This is a genomic window from Streptomyces sp. NBC_00572, assembly GCF_026341815.1.
In the GTDB taxonomy this organism is placed as follows: domain Bacteria; phylum Actinomycetota; class Actinomycetes; order Streptomycetales; family Streptomycetaceae; genus Streptomyces.
In genome coordinates, this window is record NZ_JAPENX010000001.1 from 988,842 (window position 1) to 1,007,573 (window position 18,732).

The following is an 18,732-nucleotide window of genomic DNA, read 5'->3' on the forward strand; positions in this document are numbered from 1 at the left end:
GGCCACTGTGCCACGTACCGGCCGGGGAGGGCAGGATGGTGCCCATGCAGCGTTCCGCCACTCGCAAGCGTGTCGCCGTCACCGGCGCCTCCGGGCTCATCGGCACCGCCCTCGTCCGCTCCCTGCGCGCCGACGGCCATGACGTCCTCCGGCTCGTCCGCCGGCCCGCCAGGACCGCCGACGAGGTCGAGTGGGACCCGAAGCGGCTGTACGTCGACGCCGCCGGGCTGGTCGGCGTGGACTCCGTCGTCCACCTGGCGGGCGCCGGGGTCGGCGAGCGCCGCTGGAACGAGGCGTACAAGCAGGAGATCCGGGACAGCCGGGTGCTCGGCACGACGGCGATCGCCCAGGCCCTCGCCTCGCTCGCGGAGCCGCCGGAGAGCCTGGTCTGTGGCACGGCGCTCGGCTGGTACGGGGACACCGGCAGCCGCGCGGTGGACGAGAGCGCCCCGGCGGGCACCGGCTTCCTGCCCTCGGTCTGCGTGGAGTGGGAGGCCGCCGCGGCCCCCGCCGAGGAGGCCGGCATCCGCGTCGCCTACGCCCGTACGGGCCTGGTCGTGGCGCGCGAGGGCGGGGCCTGGGGGCGACTGTTCCCGCTGTTCCGCGCCGGGCTCGGCGGGCGGATGGGCGACGGCCGTCAGTACTGGTCGTACATCTCTCTCCACGACGAGGTGGCCGCCCTGCGCCATCTCGTCGACACCCCGTCGCTCTCGGGCCCGGTGAACCTGACCGCCCCCGAGCCGGTCACCAACCGCGAGGTGACCGCGGCGATGGGCCGCGTCCTGCACCGGCCGACCCTCTTCACGGTGCCCGCCCCCGCCCTGAAGGTGGTGCTCGGGGACTTCGCGCAGGACGTGCTGGGCAGTCAGCGGGTGCTGCCGGGACGGTTGTTGGAGACCGGTTTCGAGTTCGCGTTCCCGACGATCGACGACTCGATCAGGGCGGCGGCCCGCTGAGCGGCGCATGACTCCCGCCCTTCCCGCCCCCTCCTTCCGACCCCTCCTCCGACCCCTCTTCCCACCCCTCTGCGCTCCCCCGTGCCGCACGCACCCCGGTGCGCGCGGCTGGCACCCGTGGGAGCGCTGCCTAGGCTCGACATGAACGGCGAACTCGGGCATTCCGGAGGCCCGTTGGGGGCATAGGCCTCCCACCGGCCGCGCCGACCTGGGGAGGGGCACGTGCTCAACAGCGCAGACAGCGCAAGGACCGCACAGCGTACGGACGTCGACGTCGCGCAGACCGTCGACGTCGTGATCGTGGGAGCCGGGGTCGCGGGACTCGCCGCCGCCCGCCGACTGACCGACGCCGGGCTCTCCGTCGCCGTCCTGGAGGCGGAACCCCGGATCGGGGGCCGGATGGCGACCGAGGCCGTCGACGGCTTCCTGCTCGACCGGGTCGGGCCGCTGCTCACCGTGTCGCACGAGGAGCTGCGGGCGGTCCCGGGGCTCGACGGCCTGGTGCTGCGGCCGTTCACCCCGGGGGTGCTCGTGCACAGCGACGGCCGGTACGCGCGGTGGGGCGCCCCGCACCCGCGCCGGGCGGCCGTGGGGCACCGGAGTGCGGGGCACCGGAGCGTGGGGGGAGCGTTCAGCGTGGCACGCGCCCTCGCGAGCGCCCCCCGGCATCCGGCCGCCTCGCTCGACCAGGCGCGGCTCGGCGCCTCCCTCGTCCGGCTCGCGGCGACCCCGACGCAGCGGATCCTGGCCCGCCCCGAACGGACCGCGCGCGAGGCGCTGACCGCCCGGCTGCCCGCCAGGACCGTGCAGGGCGTGCTGCGGCCGCTGCTCGCGGCGCTCCTCGGCGACCCGGACCTGGGCACGTCGAGCCGCCGCGCGGACCTCGCTCTGCGCGCCTTCGCCCGGGGCAGGCTCACCACCCCCGAAGGCGGGTCGGCGGCGCTCCCGGAGCGGCTCGCGGCGGCCCTTCCGCCGGGCACGGTCCATACCGGAGTCCGGGTCACGGAGGCGTCGATCTCGCGGGTCACGACGGCGGAGCACGGGGTGTTCCGCTGCCGGTCGGTCGTCCTCGCGACGGGGGCGCGGACGGCGGCCGAGCTGCTGCCCGGTCTGCGTCGGCCCGCCTTCCACTCCGTGACGGTGCTTCACCACACCGCGCCGGTGGCGCCCGTCGGGGATCCGACGCTGATCCTGGAGTCCGACCCGGGCGGGCCGGTGGCCCACACCGCGGTGATGAGCGCGGTCGACCCGGGGCGGGCGCCGGAGGGCCGGCCCCTGATCACCTCGACGGTGCACGGAACACCACCGGACGACACGGAACGGCGGGTCCGCAAGCACCTCGCCACGCTGTACGGCACGTCGACCGATGAGTGGGAGCTGCTCGCCATGCGCCACACGCCGGACGCGGTCCCGGCGATGGCGCCCCCGCACGACGGGCGCCGCTCGGTCCGGCTGCTGTCGGGCCTGTACGTCTGCGGCGACCACCGGGCCACGAGCACCCTCCAGGGCGCCCTGGCCTCGGGCCACCGCGCGGCCCACGAACTCCTGACGGACCTGGGCATCCGCCTCCCGTCGGCACCTCCGGCGGAGGAGGCGGCGTAACCCGTCGCGGGCCCGCGTCCCACCGGAGGCGTGCCCGCGCGGCGGGCGCGGGGTGGGGCGCAGCCCCGCACGGGACCGGGGCCGGGGGTCAGCCGATGGCTGCTACTCGGTCCCGGTACGTGCGGGCTGCCGCCGCGTCGCGGTAGGGCTCCAGGCGGCGTTCGAAGTCGCGTACGTACTCCACCGCGCGCGCCGAGCGCATCTCCGAGGCCTGTTGCGCGGCCTCCGCGCCGAGCGCGCACGCCTGCTCCAGTTCACCGAGCGCCAGGCGCGACGTCGCCAGGACCACCCGGCAGAAGAGGCGGCTGCGGGCGAAGCCGGGGGCGCGGAGCTGGAGGGCGCGTTCGGCGTGCTGGGCGGCGGGGCGGTACTGCTGGAGGTCGCGGTGGCAGTGTCCGAGCTCGTCGGCGAGCTGGGCCTCGTCGAACATCCGGGCCCAGTACGGCACCTCGTCGCCGGGCCGGGCCGCTTCGAGGGCCCGCTCGGCCCGTACGAGCGAGGCGCTGCACGCACGTGTCTCGGCGAGGACCGCGTGCCCGCGCGCCTCGACCGCGTGCAGCATCGCCTGGACGACGGGCGGGGCGGCGGGCCCGACGCCCTGCTGGGCGACCCGGGCGAGCTGCACGGCCTCCCGCCCGTGGCCGAGGTAGACGGCCTGGCAGCTCATGGTGAGGAGCACGTACGAGCCGTAGGCCCGGTCCCCGGCGGCCTGGGCGAGGCGCAGCGCCTGGACGAAGTAGCGCTGGGCGAGGCCGTGGGCGGCGATGTCGTACGAGGTCCAGCCGGCCAGCCGGGTCAGGTCGGCGGCCGCGGCGAAGAGGCGGCGGCCGACGGACTCCCCGTACGTCCCGCGCAGCATCGGCTCGGCCTCGTGCTCCAGGTAGCGGACGAGCGCCTGGCGGGCGTGGCCGCCGCCGTAGGCGTGGTCGAGGGTGCGGAACAGTTCGCCGACGGAGCGCAGGGCGGCGATGTCGCCGCTGGAGACCCGCTGGCCGGGCCCCCGGTCCGTGCCGCGCTGCCGGGGCACGGAGAAGCGCCCCTGGGGCGGCACCCGGGGGTCGTGGATGAGGCGCGGGTCGTGGGCGATGCGCGGGTCGTGCGGGAGCCGGGGCTCGGCGGTGACACCGGAGGAGGCGGACGAGGCGGCGGAGGGGGGCGCGGACGAGGTGCGGAGGCCGGGCGGCTGGTCCCCGCGCGCCACCCGGTCGTCGGCGCGGCCGATCAGCCAGTCGCGGCTGGGGACGACCAGCCCCGCCGGGGTGAAGGCGATCTTGCGGAGTTCGGCGTGGCTGCCGGAGTCCTTGCGCCAGAGCCCGCTGACGATGTCGACGGCCTCTTCGGGGGTCGCGGCGAACTCCAGGCCCGCGTAGACGGGGGCGCAGGCGTCGAGGCCGAGGTCCTGGGCGGAGAGCCGGCGCCCGAGGCGACGGGTGAAGACCTCGGCGATGAGCGCGGGGGTGGTGCCGCGCGGCTGCTGGCCGCGGAGCCAGCGGGTCACCGAGGTCTTGTCGTACCGCAGGTCGAGACCGTGTTCCAGACCGAGCTGGTCCACCCGTCTCGCCAGGCCCGCATGGGAGAACCCCGCTTCGGCGATGAGCGCGGCGAGCTGGCGGTTCGGGATGCGCTGCGGTGGTCGTTCCGTCATCAGCTGTGCGGTCTCCTGCCTTCCGGGTCCGGACGGCAGCCCCGTCGGACCCTCATGGAACGGCGCGAATTTAGCGGTCCTCACGGCCTGTACCGCCACCTTCGCCCCACATTCATCCGATCGTGTGAGGATTGACGGCATCGCTGACGTAGGTGCCCCCGTCCACCTGCCGGAGGGGCGTCCCCGGCACCGCCGTACAGTGGCATGGGCGCGAATGACGCATGGTGCCGCACCGGCCCGGGATGATCCCCGGAGTCCGGACCCGGCACCCAGGAGGAGGCATGGCCGTGAGTGAGCTGCGATTCGTCCGCCTTGGTTTCGGCGCGGAAGCCGTCGACTACCAGGTGGCCTGGGACAAGCAGCGGGAAGTGCACGCCGCGCGGTTCGCCGACGAGATCGACGACACCTGTCTGCTCCTGGAGCACCCTCCGGTCTACACGGCCGGACGGCGTACGGCGGAGAACGAGCGCCCGCTCGACGGAACGCCCGTGGTGGACGTCGACCGTGGCGGCAAGATCACCTGGCACGGACCCGGCCAGCTGGTCGGCTACCCGATCATGAAGCTGCCCCGCCCGGTGGACGTCGTCGCGCACGTCCGCCGCCTGGAGGAGGCGCTGATCCTCACCGCCGCCGAGTTCGGCCTGCAGACGACCCGCATCGAGGGCCGCAGCGGGGTCTGGGTGCTCGGCGACCCGGTGGAGAAGCGGCCGGCGCTCGGCGGACTCTCCCTCGACTTCGACCCGCGGCTGACGGACGAGGAGTTCGACCCCCGTCTGAACGGCCCGGAGTACGCCCCGTCCAACGCGGGCCAGCGCCGCGAGGACCGGAAGCTGGCGGCGATCGGCATCAGGGTCGCCAAGGGCGTCACGATGCACGGCTTCTCGCTCAACGTGAACCCGGACAACGCGTGGTTCGACCGGATCATCCCGTGCGGCATCCGCGACGCGGGCGTCACCTCGTTCGCCAACGAGCTGGGCCGGGACGTCCCGGTCGAGGAGGTGCTCCCGGTCGTGGAGAAGCACCTGCGGGCGGTCCTGGAGCAGGCGGAGCTGAAGCCGCGCGAGATCGAGCGTCCGGTGGAAACGACCTCGGTCTGAGGAGTGCCCGCAGGAATGCAGGGCGCTGGCCAGAGGTTGGCCAGACGTAGTAATGCATGGGAAGCAACGGCGTACCCTGGTGTGCGCCGAAGAATCGAAGCTACAGGAGCCGATGTGTCCGCAGTCGCACCCGACGGACGCAAGATGCTGCGCCTGGAGGTCCGGAACGCCCAGACCCCCATCGAGCGCAAGCCCGAGTGGATCAAGACGCGGGCGAAGATGGGGCCCGAGTACACGAAGATGCAGAGCCTCGTGAAGAGCGAGGGCCTGCACACGGTCTGCCAGGAGGCGGGCTGTCCCAACATCTTCGAGTGCTGGGAGGACCGCGAGGCGACCTTCCTCATCGGCGGTGACCAGTGCACCCGGCGCTGCGACTTCTGCCAGATCGACACGGGCAAGCCCGAGGCGCTGGACCGTGACGAGCCGCGCCGCGTGGGTGAGTCCGTCGTCACGATGGACCTGAACTACGCCACCATCACCGGCGTCGCGCGCGACGACCTGGAGGACGGCGGCGCCTGGCTGTACGCGGAGACCGTGCGCCAGATCCACCAGCAGACGGCGGAGCGCGCCGAGGGCCGCACCAAGGTCGAGCTGCTCGCGCCCGACTTCAACGCGGTGCCGGAGCTCCTGGCGGAGGTCTTCGCCTCCCGCCCCGAGGTCTTCGCGCACAACGTGGAGACGGTGCCGCGGATCTTCAAGCGGATCCGTCCGGGCTTCCGTTACGAGCGCTCGCTGGACGTCATCACGAAGGCGCGAGACTACGGTCTGGTCACGAAGTCGAACCTGATCCTCGGCATGGGCGAGACCCGTGAAGAGGTCAGCGAGGCGCTTCGGCAGCTGCACGACGCCGGTTGCGAGCTGATCACGATCACGCAGTACCTGCGCCCCTCCGTCCGGCACCACCCCGTGGAGCGCTGGGTGAAGCCGCAGGAGTTCGTGGAGCTCAAGGAGGAGGCCGACGAGATCGGCTTCTCCGGTGTCATGTCGGGCCCGCTGGTCCGTTCGTCGTACCGCGCGGGCCGCCTCTTCCAGCAGGCGATCGAGAAGCGCGGCGCGGTGGACAACGCCACTCAGGCCGTGTGAATCGGAGCACAAGTGGTTACCGGCCGGTAATGGCCGGATCGGACGCGGCCCGTACGCCCCCGCAGCTCAGCGGGGATGTACGGGCCGCGTCGGCGTTCCCGCACTCCTCCGCATGGCCGCATCAACGTTTCATCAGTGTTTGACCGCCGGGTCACGCGCTGGTAACACCAGTCTGTGAGCCTGGTTTCACTCACCGCCACCACCGCTCGCTTTCCCCCACCTCGTCTCACCCGCAATCGAGGGAGGACCCCGACATGCCGGCCGCATCGACGCACGTCCGCGTCACCGCGATCCCGTCCGTCACCGACGCCCTGAAGGCCATGGAGTCACTGCTCCTCGGCGCCGGGCAGCGCACCGCCCGGCGCAACGCCTGGAACTCCGTACTGGAGGACCGCCGCCGCGCCAAGGACCGGGTCGAGGCCCAGCACGTGATGGAGGTCGCGTCGGGCCGGACTTCCCGGGCCACGTAAACTTCAGGACATGGCGAGGAAGGCAAACACGGGCAGCGCTGACGCTGCGAACCAGGGGCGGCTCAAGCAGATCGCCCTCACGTACAAGATGACCCGAAAGGCTGACCCTAAGGTCGGACTTGTCGTCGCAGGCGTGGGCATCGTCGTACTCGGTGTCCTCCTCGCGATCGGCTTCCTGATCGGTCACCCGGTCTACCTGGGCATCCTGGGCTTCGTCCTGGGGCTCCTGGCGGCGGCCATCGTGTTCGGGCGGCGCGCCGAGCGCGCGGCCTTCGGGCAGATGGAAGGCCAGCCGGGCGCTGCCGCGGCGGTCCTGCAGAACGTCGGGCGCGGCTGGACGACGACCCCTGCGGTCGCGATGAACCGCAGCCAGGACGTCGTGCACCGGGCGGTCGGCCGGGCCGGCATCGTGCTGGTGGCGGAGGGCAACCCGAACCGGGTGAAGCCTCTGCTCGCGGCCGAGAAGAAGCGGATGAACCGCGTTGTGGTGGACGTGCCGGTGACCGACATCATCGTCGGCGACGGCGAGGGCCAGGTGCCGCTCAAGAAGGTCCGTACGACCATGCTCAAGCTGCCTCGGGTGCTCACCGGCCCGCAGGTGACGGCGGCCAACGACCGGCTGCGGGCGATGGGCGACCTGATGAGCAACATGCCGCTGCCGAAGGGTCCGATGCCCAAGGGCATGCGGATGCCGCGGGGCGGAAAGACGCGCTGACGCGCCCGACCTGAACACCGAGCGACACGAGAGGGGCCCCGGACCGTGAAAACGGTCCGGGGCCCCTCTCTCACGTCCCGACGGGTCAGATGCGGACCTGGACGGCGCCGGAGAGGCGGTCGTGGAGGCCTCGGCCGTCGCGGTCCCAGATGAGGGCCGGGATGGCCAGGCAGACGAGCAGGGAGCGGAGCGCCACGCGCGGGAGGGCGAGGCGGCCGCCGTTCACGGAGACGACCCCGAGTCCGAAGAGGCGCTTGCCGGGCGTCGAGCCGATGGTGCCGACGGTCAGCACGCTCAGGACGAGCAGGATGACGAGGGCCCAGTTTCCGGTCGCCTGGTTGTAGCCGTCGGTGATCAGGCCGTATGCGATCAGCGTGCAGAGGGCCCAGTCGACGGCGAGGGCGCCGAGGCGCCGCCCGGGACGGGCGATCGAACCGGGGCCCTCCTCGGGCAGCCCCAGCTGCTGACCGCGGTAACCGAAGTCGACGCCTGCGTCCTCGGCCGCCGCGCGGGGGCCGGAGAGCCAAGATCCGAGTGCTTGCCTGTTGTCCACGCGACCACGGTACTGCGCCCGTTTTTGATCACTTCCGCCCGGGTCGGCGAAGGGTGTCGGCAGGCGGAGTGACACCCACCCCGGTTAACTTCGACGAAACAATTGGGTCATGCTTGAGAAATCCCGTCTGCCTATGGTCGGGTCCAGCGTGTGCCACCGCACTGGCTGCACGAACCAGCTGCAAACCCCGCCCCTCCCCGGGCCGGGAGTAGGAGGAGTGGGATGTCCGAGACGCACGGGTTCCAGAACGCCGACGAGGTCCAGAAGTACATCAAGGACAACGACGTCAAGATGGTCGACGTCCGTTTCTGCGACCTTCCGGGCGTGATGCAGCACTTCACGATCCCGGCGACGGCGTTCGACCCGTCGGAGGAGCTCGCCTTCGACGGCTCGTCGATCCGCGGCTTCCAGGCGATCCACGAGTCCGACATGGCGCTCCGCGCCGACCTGTCGACGGCCCGCGTGGACCCCTTCCGCCGCGACAAGACGCTGAACATCAACTTCTTCATCCACGACCCGATCACGGGCGAGCAGTACAGCCGTGACCCGCGGAACATCGCGAAGAAGGCCGAGGCGTACCTCGCCTCCACGGGCATCGCCGACACCGCGTACTTCGGCCCCGAGGCCGAGTTCTACGTGTTCGACTCGGTGCGCTTCGAGACCTCGGCGAACCAGGGCTTCTACCACATCGACTCCGAGGCCGGCGCCTGGAACACCGGTGCGGAGGAGAACAACCGCGGCTACAAGGTCCGCTACAAGGGCGGCTACTTCCCGGCCCCGCCGGTCGACCACTTCGCCGACCTGCGCTCGGAGATCTCCCTGGAGCTGGAGAACGTCGGCCTGCAGGTCGAGCGCCAGCACCACGAGGTCGGCACCGCCGGCCAGGCCGAGATCAACTACAAGTTCAACACGCTGCTCGCCGCGGCCGACGACCTGATGCTCTTCAAGTACATCGTGAAGAACGTCGCCTGGCGCAACGGCAAGACCGCGACCTTCATGCCGAAGCCGATCTTCGGCGACAACGGCTCGGGCATGCACGTCCACCAGTCGCTGTGGGCGAAGGGCGACCCGCTGTTCTACGACGAGACGGGCTACGCGGGCCTCTCGGACATGGCCCGCTACTACATCGGCGGCATCCTCAAGCACGCCCCGTCGCTGCTCGCCTTCACCAACCCGACGGTGAACTCGTACCACCGTCTGGTCCCGGGCTTCGAGGCCCCGGTGAACATGGTGTACTCGCAGCGCAACCGCTCCGCCGCCATGCGCATCCCGATCACGGGCTCGAACCCGAAGGCCAAGCGCGTCGAGTTCCGCGCGCCGGACCCGTCCTCGAACCCGTACCTCGCCTTCTCGGCGCTGCTCCTCGCGGGCCTCGACGGCATCAAGAACAAGATCGAGCCGGCGGAGCCGATCGACAAGGACCTCTACGAGCTGGCTCCCGAGGAGCACGCGAACGTCCAGCAGGTCCCGACCAACCTGGAGGCCGTCCTCCACGCCCTCGAGGACGACAACGAGTACCTGCAGGCCGGCGGCGTCTTCACGTCCGACCTGATCGAGACCTGGATCGACTACAAGCGCACCAACGAGATCGCCCCGATCCAGCTGCGCCCGCACCCGCACGAGTTCGAGCTCTACTTCGACCTCTGAGCCGTACCGCGCGAGCGACGTTCTCCCGAGGCCCGTCGTCCCCTTCGAGGGGGCGGCGGGCCTCGCCGTTTCCGGTCAAGATCACAGGAGTGCGAACAGGTGACGAACTATCGCCTGTACCTACGAGTAGGGGGTTCACGCTCCGCGACTGATCGATAGCGTGTGGTCGTCGCCGCCGCCACACCCGGAGCACAGGGCTCCGCTGGGACTAGCTGGCGCGACTGAGGACTGCCGACGTGACTCAGGCGGCTTTCGCCCCTGCAGAGACGCTCCGACTCCAGCCGTACACCGATCACTGCCGCGTCATCGCCGACGAGGGCGCGCACGTGGTCATCGGCGTCTCCCCGGGAAACAGTTATTTCACCGCCCAGCGGCTGCGCGAGCTGACGCGCTGGGGCTTGGACCACTTCGACCAGGTCGATCTCGTCTACACCGACCTCCATGTCTCCGACATGTACGAGGCGCTGGGGTACGGGGCCGACGAGGCGCGACGGAAGGCCGTCAAGAACCTGCGGGGGGTGCGGGCGAAGGTCGGGACGGCCGTGGCCGAGGCCGATCCCACGGGGGTACGGGTACGGGCCCGCGGGATGTCGGAGTTCGCCGACGTCCCGGCCTACCGCGAGCTGCACGGCACGGTGCTCGACGCGGTGGCGGCGGACCCGGTGGTGCGCGAGACCTGTGACGCGCTGACCGGGATCTTCCTGGCCGGGAAGCTGGCGCCGGGGCAGCGGACCGACGAGCGGCAGCGGGAGGTGTGCCGGGCGTACATCTGCGCCGAGGTGCCGCTGTTCCTGGACACCCCCGCGATCCTCGGGGTCCCGTCCTCGCTCAACTGCTACCACCAGGCACTGCCGCTGGCCGATCTGCTGTACGGCCGCGGGTCCGGGCTCCGGGCCTCGCGCAATCAGGGCCACGGCATCCTCACACCCACCGGAACCACTGTCCAAGGAGCCGCGCGATGAGCGTCGCCGTCGAGACCCTGCCGGCCTTTCCCTTCGACTGGGACGGGACCCGGCTGCCCGCCGAGATCGAAGCGCTGCGCGCCGCGCCGGTCCGGAAGGTGCGCACGATCGCCGGGGCCGAGGCCTGGCTGGTCTCCTCGTACGAGCTGTGCCGACACGTCCTGGAGGACGAGAGGTTCAGTTTGAAGGACACCTCGGCGCCGGGAGCGCCGCGGCAGTACGCGCTGACGATCCCGCCGCACGTGGTGAACAACATGGGCAACATCACCGGGGCCGGGCTGCGCAAGGCCGTCATGAAGGCGATCAACCCCAAGGCGCCCGGCCTGGAGGAGTGGCTGCGGGCGCGGGCCGGGGCCCTGGTGGACGCGCTGGTCGCCGAGGGGGCGCCCGGGGACCTGCGGGGCGCCTACGCCGACCCGTACTCGACGGGGCTGCACTGCCGGATGCTGGGCATCCCGGAGGAGGACGGGCCGCGGCTGCTGCGCAGTCTGGACGTGGCCTTCATGAACGCCCCGCACGAGATCGAGGCGGCCCGGCTCCACTGGGACCGGGACATCGCCTACATGACCGAGCGCCTCGACGATCCGGCGACGGGCGGGCTGATCGCGGAGCTCGCGGCGCTGCGCGAGGATCCCGACTACGCGCATCTGACGGACGAGATGCTGGCGACGGTGGGCGTGACGCTGTTCGGCGCCGGGGTGATCTCCCGCACGGGGTCGCCGGGGCGATGGATGAACTGCTGCGGGTGAATCTGTCGATCGGCGACGGCCTGCCGCGGCTGGCCATGGCGGACGTACGGCTCGGCGAGGTCGACGTGCGGGCCGGTGAACTGGTCCTGGTGTTGGTGGAGGCCGCGAACCACGATCCGCAGCACTTCCCGGACCCGCTCGCCTTCCGGCCGGACCGGGAGAACGCCGCCGATCACCTCTCCTTCGGCGGCGGTCGGCACTACTGCCCGGCGACGGCGCTCGGCAAGCGGCACGCCGAGATCGCCCTGGAGACCCTCCTCGACCGGCTGCCGGGGCTGCGGCTCGCGGTACCGGTCGAACAGCTGGTGTGGCGCACCAACTTCATGAAGCGGCTCCCCGAGCGGCTGCCGGTGGCCTGGTAGCGGGCGGGATCCGACGACGGCGCTGCCCGGCCACGGCCGGGCAGCGCCCCTCCGCCGTCAGCGGCCGTAGCGGATGAAGGTGCGGACCATGCGGCAGGTGGTGTCCGAGGGCGGGTGGATGCCGATGTGGGCGGCTGTGGTGCGTATCGTCGTGTTCGTCGCCTTCGACGGGACGTAGACGCCGGCGTCGAGAAGGGCGATCGCGAGGCGCATGGCCTTCAGCCGGCGGTTGTGCGTCACGTACCACTCGCGGGGGCGGCCCGCGGGGAGCGGCTTCCTCTGGAGCGGCTTCCAGGGTTCGAGGGACGGTGTCCGGATCACGGCGAGAGCCATGGGCTACCTCCTGGCGAACGGCGGGGGTGCGGGCCCTCCCCGGGACCCTCACCTTCACCCCCTATTTTAGTGGCCCCCACTGACAATCGCCCCTGGCCAGAGGGGGTTTAGGGGGTGGTGGAGAGAGGTCTGGGGGGTACCGTGGGGGCATGGAGATCTGGATCAATCCCGCCTGTTCCAAGTGCCGCAGCGCCCTCACCCTTCTCGACGCCGAGGGCGCCGACTACACCGTGCGCCGCTACCTGGAGGACGTGCCCTCCCCCGACGAGATCCGGCAGGTGCTCGACCGGCTCGGTCTTGAGCCGTGGGACATCACGCGGACGCAGGAGGCCGTCGCCAAGGAGCTCGGGGTGAAGGAGTGGGCCCGCGACGCCGAGAACCGGGAGCGATGGATCGCAGCCCTTTCGGCGCACCCCAAGCTCATCCAGCGGCCGATCATCACCGCCGAGGACGGCACGGCCGTCGTCGGCCGGTCCGAGGAGGCCGTTCGGGACGCGCTCTCCCGTTGAGGCCCTGCGGCGCCGCGGCGTTGGGGTTACGTCGGCTTCAGGAAGCTCTGGTAGCCCGGACGGAAGCCGGCAAGGCAGCCGGTCGGATCGAGGAGGACCGGCGGGCCGTCCTCCACACCGTGACTCAGGAGGTGTGTGGTGCCGTAGGGGGTGGGGAGTTCCGAGACTCTCGTGGGGTGCGGCCAGGTCGTGAGGAGCGCGTTGTAGGCGGCCTCGAAGATGACGGACATGGCGCGGTCCTCTCGATCGGCGATACTCTCGCTCAGCGAGATAATAGGAGGCCGTGGTGGACGAGTCACCCGAGATGCTCATCTTCCATCTGCTGCGCGAGGTCACCGTCGAATACGGGCTCCGCCAGGGCGAGTTCGCCGCCCTCAACGGCATGCACCCCACCGACGTCCGCGCCCTGATCTGCCTCCTCGACGCCGAACGCGCCGGCACCGACGCGACCGCAGGACGGCTCGGCGAGCGGCTCGGACTCAACTCGGCCGGCACGACGGCCGTCGTCGACCGGCTCGAACGCCTCGGCTACGTCGCCCGCGTCCGGGACACCCGCGACCGGCGGCGCGTGCTCCTCACCGTGGAGGACCGGGCGAAGGACCTCGGGCGGGCGCACTTCGGGCCTCTGATCGAAGGGGCCGTGACGCTCCTCGGCGGGTTCGAGGAGCGGGAGAAGGAGGCCGTTCGACGGTTCCTGAGCGGTGTTCGGGATCTCGTGAGCCGCGGGGACGAGGCGGGGCGGTGACCGGTACCGACGCGGGCGGGCTCGGGGTCGATCTGCACCTGGAGTTGAGCGCCGCCGGTGGACGGCGGGCCGTACTCATCGCGGCCCTGCGCGAGGCCGTACGCGGCGGGCGGCTGGCTCCCGGGACCCGGCTGCCGCCCTACCGCTCGCTCGCCGCCGACCTCGGCATCGCCCGGAACACCGTCGCCGACGCCTACGCCGAACTCGTCGCCGAAGGCTGGCTCACCTCCCGCCAGGGCTCCGGGACCCACGTCGCCGACCGGGTCGCCGCGCCCGCCCCCGGGCCCGTACGGCCCACCGCGCCGCCGCCGCTCCCGTACGACCTCGTCCAGGGCAAGCCCGACCCCGGCGCCTTCCCTCGTGCCGCCTGGCTCGCGGCGGCCCGGCGGGCCCTGACGGCCGCGCCGCACGAGGCCTTCGGGATCGGCGACCCGCAGGGCCGCATCGAACTGCGCCTGGCGCTCACCGAGTACCTCGCGCGCGTGCGGGGCGTTCGCACCACCCCCGACCGGATCGTGATCTGCTCGGGCGCCGCGCACGCCCTGCGGCTCCTCGCGCGCGTGCTCGGTCCGGCGAGGCCCTGGGCGGTCGAGGCGTACGGACTGCCCTTCCACCGCGGGCTCCTCGCCGAGGCCGGGGTGACGACGGTGCCGGTGGCCGTCGACGAGGACGGGGCGCGGGTCGCCGAAATCCCCCGCCACGCGGGCGCGGTACTGCTCACCCCCGCCCATCAGTTCCCCACCGGCGGGCCGCTGCACCCCGAGCGCCGGGCCGGCGTCCTGGAGTGGGCGCGGGCCTCCGGCGGGCTGGTGATCGAGGACGACTACGACGGGGAGTTCCGCTACGACCGGCGACCGGTGGGCGCCGTCCAGGGCCTCGACCCCGAACGGACCGTCCTCGTCGGATCCATCAGCAAGAGCCTCTCCCCCGCACTGCGGATCGGCTGGATGTGCCTGCCGGCCGCCCTGGTGGACGAGGCCGTCGCGGCGAAGGGCCTACGCGAGCCGTACGCCCCGGCCACCGAGCAGCTCACCCTCGCGGACTTCCTCGCCTCCGGCGCGTACGACCGGCACGTCCGGCGGATGCGGCAGCGGCACCGCGGGCGGCGCGACCGCCTGGTGGCACTGCTCGCCGAACGGGTGCCGGGGGTACGGGTGACGGGCATCGCCGCCGGGCTGCACGCCGTCCTCGAACTGCCGCGGGGCACGGAGCGGGCCGCCCTCGCCGCGGCGGCCCGGCACGGGGTCGCGGTCGAGGGCCTGGCTCCCTACCGTCACCCCGACGCCAGGGGCCCCGCCCATCCGGACGGGCTCGTCGTCGGCTACGCCACACCGCCGGAGCGGCTGTACGGAGCCGCCCTGGACGCGTTGCGCGGGGCCCTGTCCGAGGCGCTCGGGTCCTGAAGCCCACGGGGCGCTCAAGAGTCGGGCCTCAGCCTTCCGACGCCTCGCGGCCCGTCGCCGCTGCCCTCTTCCCGACTGCCGCCTCCGCCTCCGCCTCCGCCTCCGCCAGGATCTCCGTGAGGCGGAGGCCGAAGCGGGCGTCGCAGGCGTCGGGTTCGCCCGTGCGGGCCGAGCGGATCAGGGCGTCCACGGCAGCGCCGAACGCTCCCACCGCCCCGTCCCAGCGGGGCAGTTCGGCGCGACCCCCGGCGCCGAACAGGGTGAGGGCCGCCCCCGCCGCCTCCGGCGGGGCGCTGAGAGTGAGCGTCGCGGTGCTGCTCGCGCCCGAGCTGTGGCGCAGCACCAGGTGGTGGGTGTCCGCCGGGCCGGGCGCCGCGGTGATCTCTGTGACGTCACCGAGGACCGGCAGGAGGACGGAAAGGACGTGCGGCCCCACGTCCCACAGACCGCCCTTGGCCCGGCGCCAGGGGGAGGCCGCGTACGCGCTGCTCGAACCGGCCCCGTAGAGCGAGCCCAGCCAGTGCGCCTCGCCCAGGAACCAGCCGCCGACCGCCGCCTGTTCCTCGACCCAGCGGGCCGTCGGCTCCGCGAACCGCAGCGTGCAGAAGACCACCGAGGCCACCCCCGCGGCCTCCACCGCCTCGGCCACCTTCCGCGCCCCCACGACCGTCGTCGCGACCGGCTTGTCCAGCAGGACATGACAGCCGGCTTCGGCCGCCCGGACCGCCAGCGGGGCCTGGACGTCCGGCGGCAGCGCGAACGCCACCGCGTCACTGGCGGCGAACAGGGCGTCCACGTCCTCGTACGCGCGCGTGCCCGACGCGGCGGCGAGCGCCGCCGCCGCCTCGGGGCGTCTGCCCCACACCCCGCTGAACTCGATCCCCTGATGCCCGGCGAGCGCGGGCGCGTGCGTGTGACCGGCCCAGGGGCCGGTGCCGAGGAGTCCGATGCGGGGCTTCGCGCCCAGGTGCTTCGCCATGCCCCCAGTCTGCCGTGCGCCTCCGACAGCAGCTCCCGATAATCCGCTCGCGTGCCACCCCCCGCCCGGTGTTAGCGTTTCCAGGCCGGCCGCGGGACTTCGGTGCGACTTCCGGAACCTGCCTCTGAAGCAACGTCTTCGCTGTTCGTGCCCTCATTCCCCGGCCGGCATCCACGAGAAGGAGAGAGCAGTGTCCGAGCTCGTCGCAGCCGAGGACGTGCTCCTCTTCGTCAACGCCGCCGTGACCGCCACCGGCCAGCGCGAGTTCCGCTCCTCCGCCGCCGCCCAGCGGTTCTCGCTCCGCTTCGTCCACGAATACGTACGCGTCAACTACCGGCCCGTGTACGCCGCCGCCCTCGCACTCGACATCAACCACCACAACGCCGCCCTCATCGTCGAACAGCTGCTGCGCACCGCCGACGAGGCCGGCGGGCCCGAGGAGAAGCGGGCCGAGGGTCGGCTGATCGGGGCGCGGCTCGCGCTGCTTCCGCCGCAGCGGGTCTACCGGCTGTTCCGCGCGCTGCGCGCCGCCGGGGTCAACAACCGGCGCACGCGCGCGATCATGCGCGCATGGGTCGCGGCCCGCCCCGATCCCGCCCTGGACGCGGTGAAGTACCGGACCGGCCTGAAGGCCACCCTCCGGCACGTCCACGGCCGGCTCCCCGACCCCGAGACCGGGGACTTCCTCTTCGCGCCGGGCCGCCGGGTCCGGTACGAGAACCCGACGCTCGACGCGTTCCGCCGCGCCCGTTACGAGCAGGGCGCCTTGTACGAGCTGCCGTTCACCGTCGCAGAAGGGTTCGCCGCCAAGCACGGCGTACCGCGCGAGGTGTTCCTGGAGCGGATCGCGCCCCGGATGACCAGGCTCGAACAGCTCAGGACGGCGCGGGCCGCCGACCTGTCCGTGATGCCGCTGACCCGGCTCGCCCTGTACGTCCTCTCGCTGCCGTTCGGCGAGCGCGTGGAGCGGCGGGCGGAGCTGACGGGTGCGCTGCGGGCGGCTGCCCGGCGCGCGGCGGGGCCGTACGCCGGGAGCTGGGGGCGGGTCACGGCCGTCCTCGACGACAGCTTCTCCTCCTCGGGTTCGGCGGTGAAGCGGCGCCGCCCGCTGGCCGTGGCGCTGGGCTGCCACTATCTCCTGGAGGCGCTCGCGGCGCCGGGGGCGTACACCCCGCTGTGGACCTCCGGCGGCAGCGACCCGCTCCTCGTCCGGCCGTACGGACCGACCCCGCTGGGCATGCGCGTCCTGGACGGCCTGGAGACCGGCCCCGACCGGCTCGTGATCGTCTCGGACGGCTGGGACAACGCCCCGCCGGGGCTCGCGGGCGAGGTCCTGCGGGTGTGGAGGTCGCGGCTGGATCCGGAGCGCCGGACGAGCGTGGTGCACCTGAACCCCGTATACGACGCGCAGGGCTTCGACGTACGCCGGCTCGCCCCGAGCGTGCCCGCCGCCGGGATCCGGGACGCGGAGGATCTGGCGGCGCTCGTGGAGATCGCGCAGTTCACCGAGGGGCGGACCGGGTTCGCGGAGCTGCGGGCCTATCTGGACCGGCGGGTGGAGCTGTTCCTGGCCGGGGCGGGAGAGGGAAAGGGGGCCGGGGGATGACCCGGATCGATCTGACCGGGCTCGACGTCCGGCCGGCACAGGTGTGGGGCGGGGTGCGGCTCGTGCCGCTCGTGCGGGCCGAGCCGGTCCCCGGGCTGCGCCTGCACCGGGAGATCTACGGCGGTTTCGGCGCGGTGGACCTGCCCGATCGCACCACCTACACCTCGTACGTCCCGCACGGCTTCGTCGCCGACTGGACGGGGGCGGGGACGGACTCGTCCTCGGTGCCGGGGGCGGGCCGGGAGTCCGCCGCGTACGGGACCCGGCTCGGTGGCAGCGCCGGCGACGAGCCGCCGTCCTGCGTGCCCCTGCGCCGGATCCACCGGATGGCCAAACGGCGGCGCGCCCAGGACGGGCACATCGAGCGGCGGCTCCGTTTCCTGCCGCTGCACCTCGCCCTGGAGGGTTATCTCGCACTGCACTTCGGCGGGCCGTCGATCGTCTGGGACGAGTGGTCCCGCGAGACGGTCCGGCACGGCCTCTCTCCGCGCTCCGAGGCGGCGTACGCGGGGTGGAGCGTGCCCGGTCTCACGGAGGCCCTGCGGATCTTCGAGGTCCACCCGGGCCAGTGCGGGCTGCTCTTGTACGTGGCCGACGCGCTGGCCGCGGCCTTCGTGGTGCCGCACCCGGACGACTACCGGCTGCTGCACCCGACGCTCGTCGAGGACCTGTACGGGGAGCTGGTCCACCAGTACGCGTACTACGGCGGCCCGGTGCCCGAGTTCACGGCGCGGATCAGGGACGGGGCCGGCGGCATCCGGAACCTCGCGGATCTGCGGGCGGCGGCGCGGGAGCAGGAGCGGGCCTGGACGGTGGCGCACGACGGGCTGATGGCGCGGGACCTCCTGGAGACCTCGTACGCCTTCGAGCGGGTGCATCGGATGGGGCCGTTCGATCTGCACCGATTCCTGCCGCCGTTCGAGCGGGGCGGGCGGGAGCAGCACATCGGCGAGCTGATCACCGACCGCAAGGGCCGGACGGCGTACCTGAAGACGTTCCGGCTCTCGGAGAACCAGATCCGGAAGGGGCATCTGCTGCAGCGCCTCGCCGACTGCGACTGGCACCTGGAGCGGACGGCGCAGGCCCTGGGGACCTCGTACGCGGAGGTCGTACGGCGTGTCCGGGGCGCGGGTCTCGACTCCCTCCTGAACTCCCACGTGGTCGCACAGCGGCTCCGCGAAAATCAGGAAGGCTGAGTAACACGGGGTTCACATTCGGGCAACCGCCGGGAAATCCCGTGTTGCGAAGCTGCGACCGGACACAGACACCGCAGCTTCTCGCAGCGCCGCGAGCCGCCGCGACACCCGCAGCAGCAC

20 protein-coding genes are annotated in these 18,732 nt (G+C 72.6%); 15 read left to right on the top strand and 5 right to left on the bottom strand.

What is annotated here, in order from left to right; genetic code table 11:
• Window positions 1-35 precede the first annotated feature (35 nt).
• Both OG514_RS04550 and OG514_RS04555 read left to right on the top strand, forming a co-directional pair.
• A complete protein-coding gene (locus OG514_RS04550) occupies window positions 36-956 on the top strand; it encodes a TIGR01777 family oxidoreductase (RefSeq protein WP_266891072.1) in 921 nt (306 codons plus the stop codon).
• 222 nt (window positions 957-1,178) lie between these two features.
• Window positions 1,179-2,558, top strand: a complete 1,380-nt coding sequence (locus OG514_RS04555) for an NAD(P)/FAD-dependent oxidoreductase (RefSeq protein ID WP_266891074.1) — start codon at window positions 1,179-1,181, stop codon at window positions 2,556-2,558.
• An 88-nt stretch (window positions 2,559-2,646) separates the two neighbouring features.
• Here OG514_RS04555 and OG514_RS04560 read toward each other — a convergent pair whose 3' ends face one another.
• Entirely contained in the window at window positions 2,647-4,203 is a 1,557-nt protein-coding gene (locus OG514_RS04560; protein ID WP_266891076.1) for a regulator, read from the bottom strand.
• A gap of 287 nt (window positions 4,204-4,490) precedes the next feature.
• Between OG514_RS04560 and lipB the strand changes: the two genes are divergently transcribed.
• The 4 genes from lipB (at window position 4,491) to OG514_RS04580 (ending at window position 7,568) form a co-directional block, all read left to right on the top strand.
• Window positions 4,491-5,300 carry a lipoyl(octanoyl) transferase LipB gene (lipB, locus tag OG514_RS04565; protein ID WP_266891078.1) on the top strand — a complete coding sequence of 270 codons (810 nt, stop codon included), beginning with the start codon at window positions 4,491-4,493 and terminating at the stop codon, window positions 5,298-5,300.
• 114 nt (window positions 5,301-5,414) lie between these two features.
• A complete protein-coding gene (gene lipA, locus OG514_RS04570; RefSeq protein WP_266891080.1) occupies window positions 5,415-6,383 on the top strand; it encodes a lipoyl synthase in 969 nt (322 codons plus the stop codon).
• Between the two features lie 254 nt (window positions 6,384-6,637).
• Window positions 6,638-6,853, top strand: a complete 216-nt coding sequence (locus OG514_RS04575) for a hypothetical protein (protein WP_266891084.1) — start codon at window positions 6,638-6,640, stop codon at window positions 6,851-6,853.
• A 10-nt stretch (window positions 6,854-6,863) separates the two neighbouring features.
• Entirely contained in the window at window positions 6,864-7,568 is a 705-nt protein-coding gene (locus tag OG514_RS04580; protein WP_266891086.1) for a DUF4191 domain-containing protein, read from the top strand.
• Between the two features lie 85 nt (window positions 7,569-7,653).
• Here the strand turns inward: OG514_RS04580 and OG514_RS04585 are convergent, their stop codons facing one another.
• Entirely contained in the window at window positions 7,654-8,121 is a 468-nt protein-coding gene (locus OG514_RS04585) for an RDD family protein (RefSeq protein ID WP_266891088.1), read from the bottom strand.
• A 222-nt stretch (window positions 8,122-8,343) separates the two neighbouring features.
• Here OG514_RS04585 and glnA point away from each other — a divergent pair, with 222 nt between their 5' ends.
• The 4 genes from glnA to OG514_RS39330 all read left to right on the top strand — a co-directional run bounded on the left by glnA (window position 8,344) and on the right by OG514_RS39330 (window position 11,841).
• Window positions 8,344-9,768, top strand: a complete 1,425-nt coding sequence (gene glnA / locus OG514_RS04590) for a type I glutamate--ammonia ligase (protein ID WP_266891090.1) — start codon at window positions 8,344-8,346, stop codon at window positions 9,766-9,768.
• Between the two features lie 236 nt (window positions 9,769-10,004).
• Window positions 10,005-10,730 (top strand): tRNA-dependent cyclodipeptide synthase, encoded by a 726-nt coding sequence (locus tag OG514_RS04595; RefSeq protein ID WP_266891092.1) that lies wholly within the window; start codon window positions 10,005-10,007, stop codon window positions 10,728-10,730.
• Window positions 10,727-11,479, top strand: coding sequence for a hypothetical protein (locus OG514_RS04600; RefSeq protein ID WP_323181472.1), 753 nt, complete (start codon window positions 10,727-10,729; stop codon window positions 11,477-11,479). The genes OG514_RS04595 and OG514_RS04600 overlap by 4 nt, the downstream gene beginning before the upstream one ends.
• Window positions 11,458-11,841, top strand: coding sequence for a cytochrome P450 (locus OG514_RS39330; protein ID WP_323181473.1), 384 nt, complete (start codon window positions 11,458-11,460; stop codon window positions 11,839-11,841). Before OG514_RS04600 ends, OG514_RS39330 begins: the two co-directional genes overlap by 22 nt.
• A 57-nt stretch (window positions 11,842-11,898) precedes the next feature.
• On the opposite strand, the gene OG514_RS04605 is transcribed toward OG514_RS39330, so the two are convergent.
• Window positions 11,899-12,174: a hypothetical protein gene (locus tag OG514_RS04605; protein WP_266891094.1), complete on the bottom strand. Its 276-nt coding sequence runs from the start codon at window positions 12,172-12,174 to the stop codon at window positions 11,899-11,901.
• Window positions 12,175-12,323: 149 nt separating this feature from the next.
• On the opposite strand from OG514_RS04605, the gene OG514_RS04610 reads away from it, so the two are divergent.
• Window positions 12,324-12,683: an arsenate reductase family protein gene (locus OG514_RS04610; RefSeq protein ID WP_266891096.1), complete on the top strand. Its 360-nt coding sequence runs from the start codon at window positions 12,324-12,326 to the stop codon at window positions 12,681-12,683.
• Between the two features lie 26 nt (window positions 12,684-12,709).
• On the opposite strand, the gene OG514_RS04615 is transcribed toward OG514_RS04610, so the two are convergent.
• Window positions 12,710-12,913 (bottom strand): hypothetical protein, encoded by a 204-nt coding sequence (locus OG514_RS04615; RefSeq protein ID WP_266891098.1) that lies wholly within the window; start codon window positions 12,911-12,913, stop codon window positions 12,710-12,712.
• Window positions 12,914-12,987: 74 nt separating this feature from the next.
• On the opposite strand from OG514_RS04615, the gene OG514_RS04620 reads away from it, so the two are divergent.
• Both OG514_RS04620 and OG514_RS04625 read left to right on the top strand, forming a co-directional pair.
• Window positions 12,988-13,428, top strand: a complete 441-nt coding sequence (locus OG514_RS04620) for a helix-turn-helix domain-containing protein (protein ID WP_266900744.1) — start codon at window positions 12,988-12,990, stop codon at window positions 13,426-13,428.
• Window positions 13,425-14,831 (top strand): PLP-dependent aminotransferase family protein, encoded by a 1,407-nt coding sequence (locus OG514_RS04625; protein ID WP_266891100.1) that lies wholly within the window; start codon window positions 13,425-13,427, stop codon window positions 14,829-14,831. The genes OG514_RS04620 and OG514_RS04625 overlap by 4 nt, the downstream gene beginning before the upstream one ends.
• 28 nt (window positions 14,832-14,859) lie before the next feature.
• On the opposite strand, the gene OG514_RS04630 is transcribed toward OG514_RS04625, so the two are convergent.
• Window positions 14,860-15,810 carry a Gfo/Idh/MocA family protein gene (locus OG514_RS04630; RefSeq protein ID WP_266891102.1) on the bottom strand — a complete coding sequence of 317 codons (951 nt, stop codon included), beginning with the start codon at window positions 15,808-15,810 and terminating at the stop codon, window positions 14,860-14,862.
• On the opposite strand from OG514_RS04630, the gene OG514_RS04635 reads away from it, so the two are divergent.
• Entirely contained in the window at window positions 15,809-17,416 is a 1,608-nt protein-coding gene (locus tag OG514_RS04635) for a hypothetical protein (RefSeq protein WP_266891104.1), read from the top strand. The two genes, OG514_RS04630 and OG514_RS04635, sit on opposite strands and share 2 nt — an antisense overlap.
• Window positions 17,413-18,612 carry a hypothetical protein gene (locus tag OG514_RS04640; protein ID WP_266891106.1) on the top strand — a complete coding sequence of 400 codons (1,200 nt, stop codon included), beginning with the start codon at window positions 17,413-17,415 and terminating at the stop codon, window positions 18,610-18,612. The genes OG514_RS04635 and OG514_RS04640 overlap by 4 nt, the downstream gene beginning before the upstream one ends.
• Window positions 18,613-18,732 lie beyond the last annotated feature (120 nt).

Excerpts from the sequence above, each read along its gene's own strand:
- OG514_RS04630 (WP_266891102.1), bottom strand. The coding sequence starts at position 15,810 with ATGGCGAAGCACCTGGGCGCGAAGCCCCGCATCGGACTCCTCGGCACC.
- OG514_RS04615 (WP_266891098.1), bottom strand. The coding sequence starts at position 12,913 with ATGTCCGTCATCTTCGAGGCCGCCTACAACGCGCTCCTCACGACCTGG.
- OG514_RS04635 (WP_266891104.1), top strand. The coding sequence starts at position 15,809 with ATGCCCCCAGTCTGCCGTGCGCCTCCGACAGCAGCTCCCGATAATCCG.
- OG514_RS04560 (WP_266891076.1), bottom strand. The coding sequence starts at position 4,203 with ATGACGGAACGACCACCGCAGCGCATCCCGAACCGCCAGCTCGCCGCG.
- OG514_RS04600 (WP_323181472.1), top strand. The coding sequence starts at position 10,727 with ATGAGCGTCGCCGTCGAGACCCTGCCGGCCTTTCCCTTCGACTGGGAC.
- OG514_RS04580 (WP_266891086.1), top strand. The coding sequence starts at position 6,864 with ATGGCGAGGAAGGCAAACACGGGCAGCGCTGACGCTGCGAACCAGGGG.
- OG514_RS04550 (WP_266891072.1), top strand. The coding sequence starts at position 36 with ATGGTGCCCATGCAGCGTTCCGCCACTCGCAAGCGTGTCGCCGTCACC.
- glnA (WP_266891090.1), top strand. The coding sequence starts at position 8,344 with ATGTCCGAGACGCACGGGTTCCAGAACGCCGACGAGGTCCAGAAGTAC.
- OG514_RS39330 (WP_323181473.1), top strand. The coding sequence starts at position 11,458 with ATGGATGAACTGCTGCGGGTGAATCTGTCGATCGGCGACGGCCTGCCG.
- OG514_RS04605 (WP_266891094.1), bottom strand. The coding sequence starts at position 12,174 with ATGGCTCTCGCCGTGATCCGGACACCGTCCCTCGAACCCTGGAAGCCG.
- OG514_RS04610 (WP_266891096.1), top strand. The coding sequence starts at position 12,324 with ATGGAGATCTGGATCAATCCCGCCTGTTCCAAGTGCCGCAGCGCCCTC.
- OG514_RS04620 (WP_266900744.1), top strand. The coding sequence starts at position 12,988 with ATGCTCATCTTCCATCTGCTGCGCGAGGTCACCGTCGAATACGGGCTC.
- OG514_RS04640 (WP_266891106.1), top strand. The coding sequence starts at position 17,413 with ATGACCCGGATCGATCTGACCGGGCTCGACGTCCGGCCGGCACAGGTG.
- OG514_RS04575 (WP_266891084.1), top strand. The coding sequence starts at position 6,638 with ATGCCGGCCGCATCGACGCACGTCCGCGTCACCGCGATCCCGTCCGTC.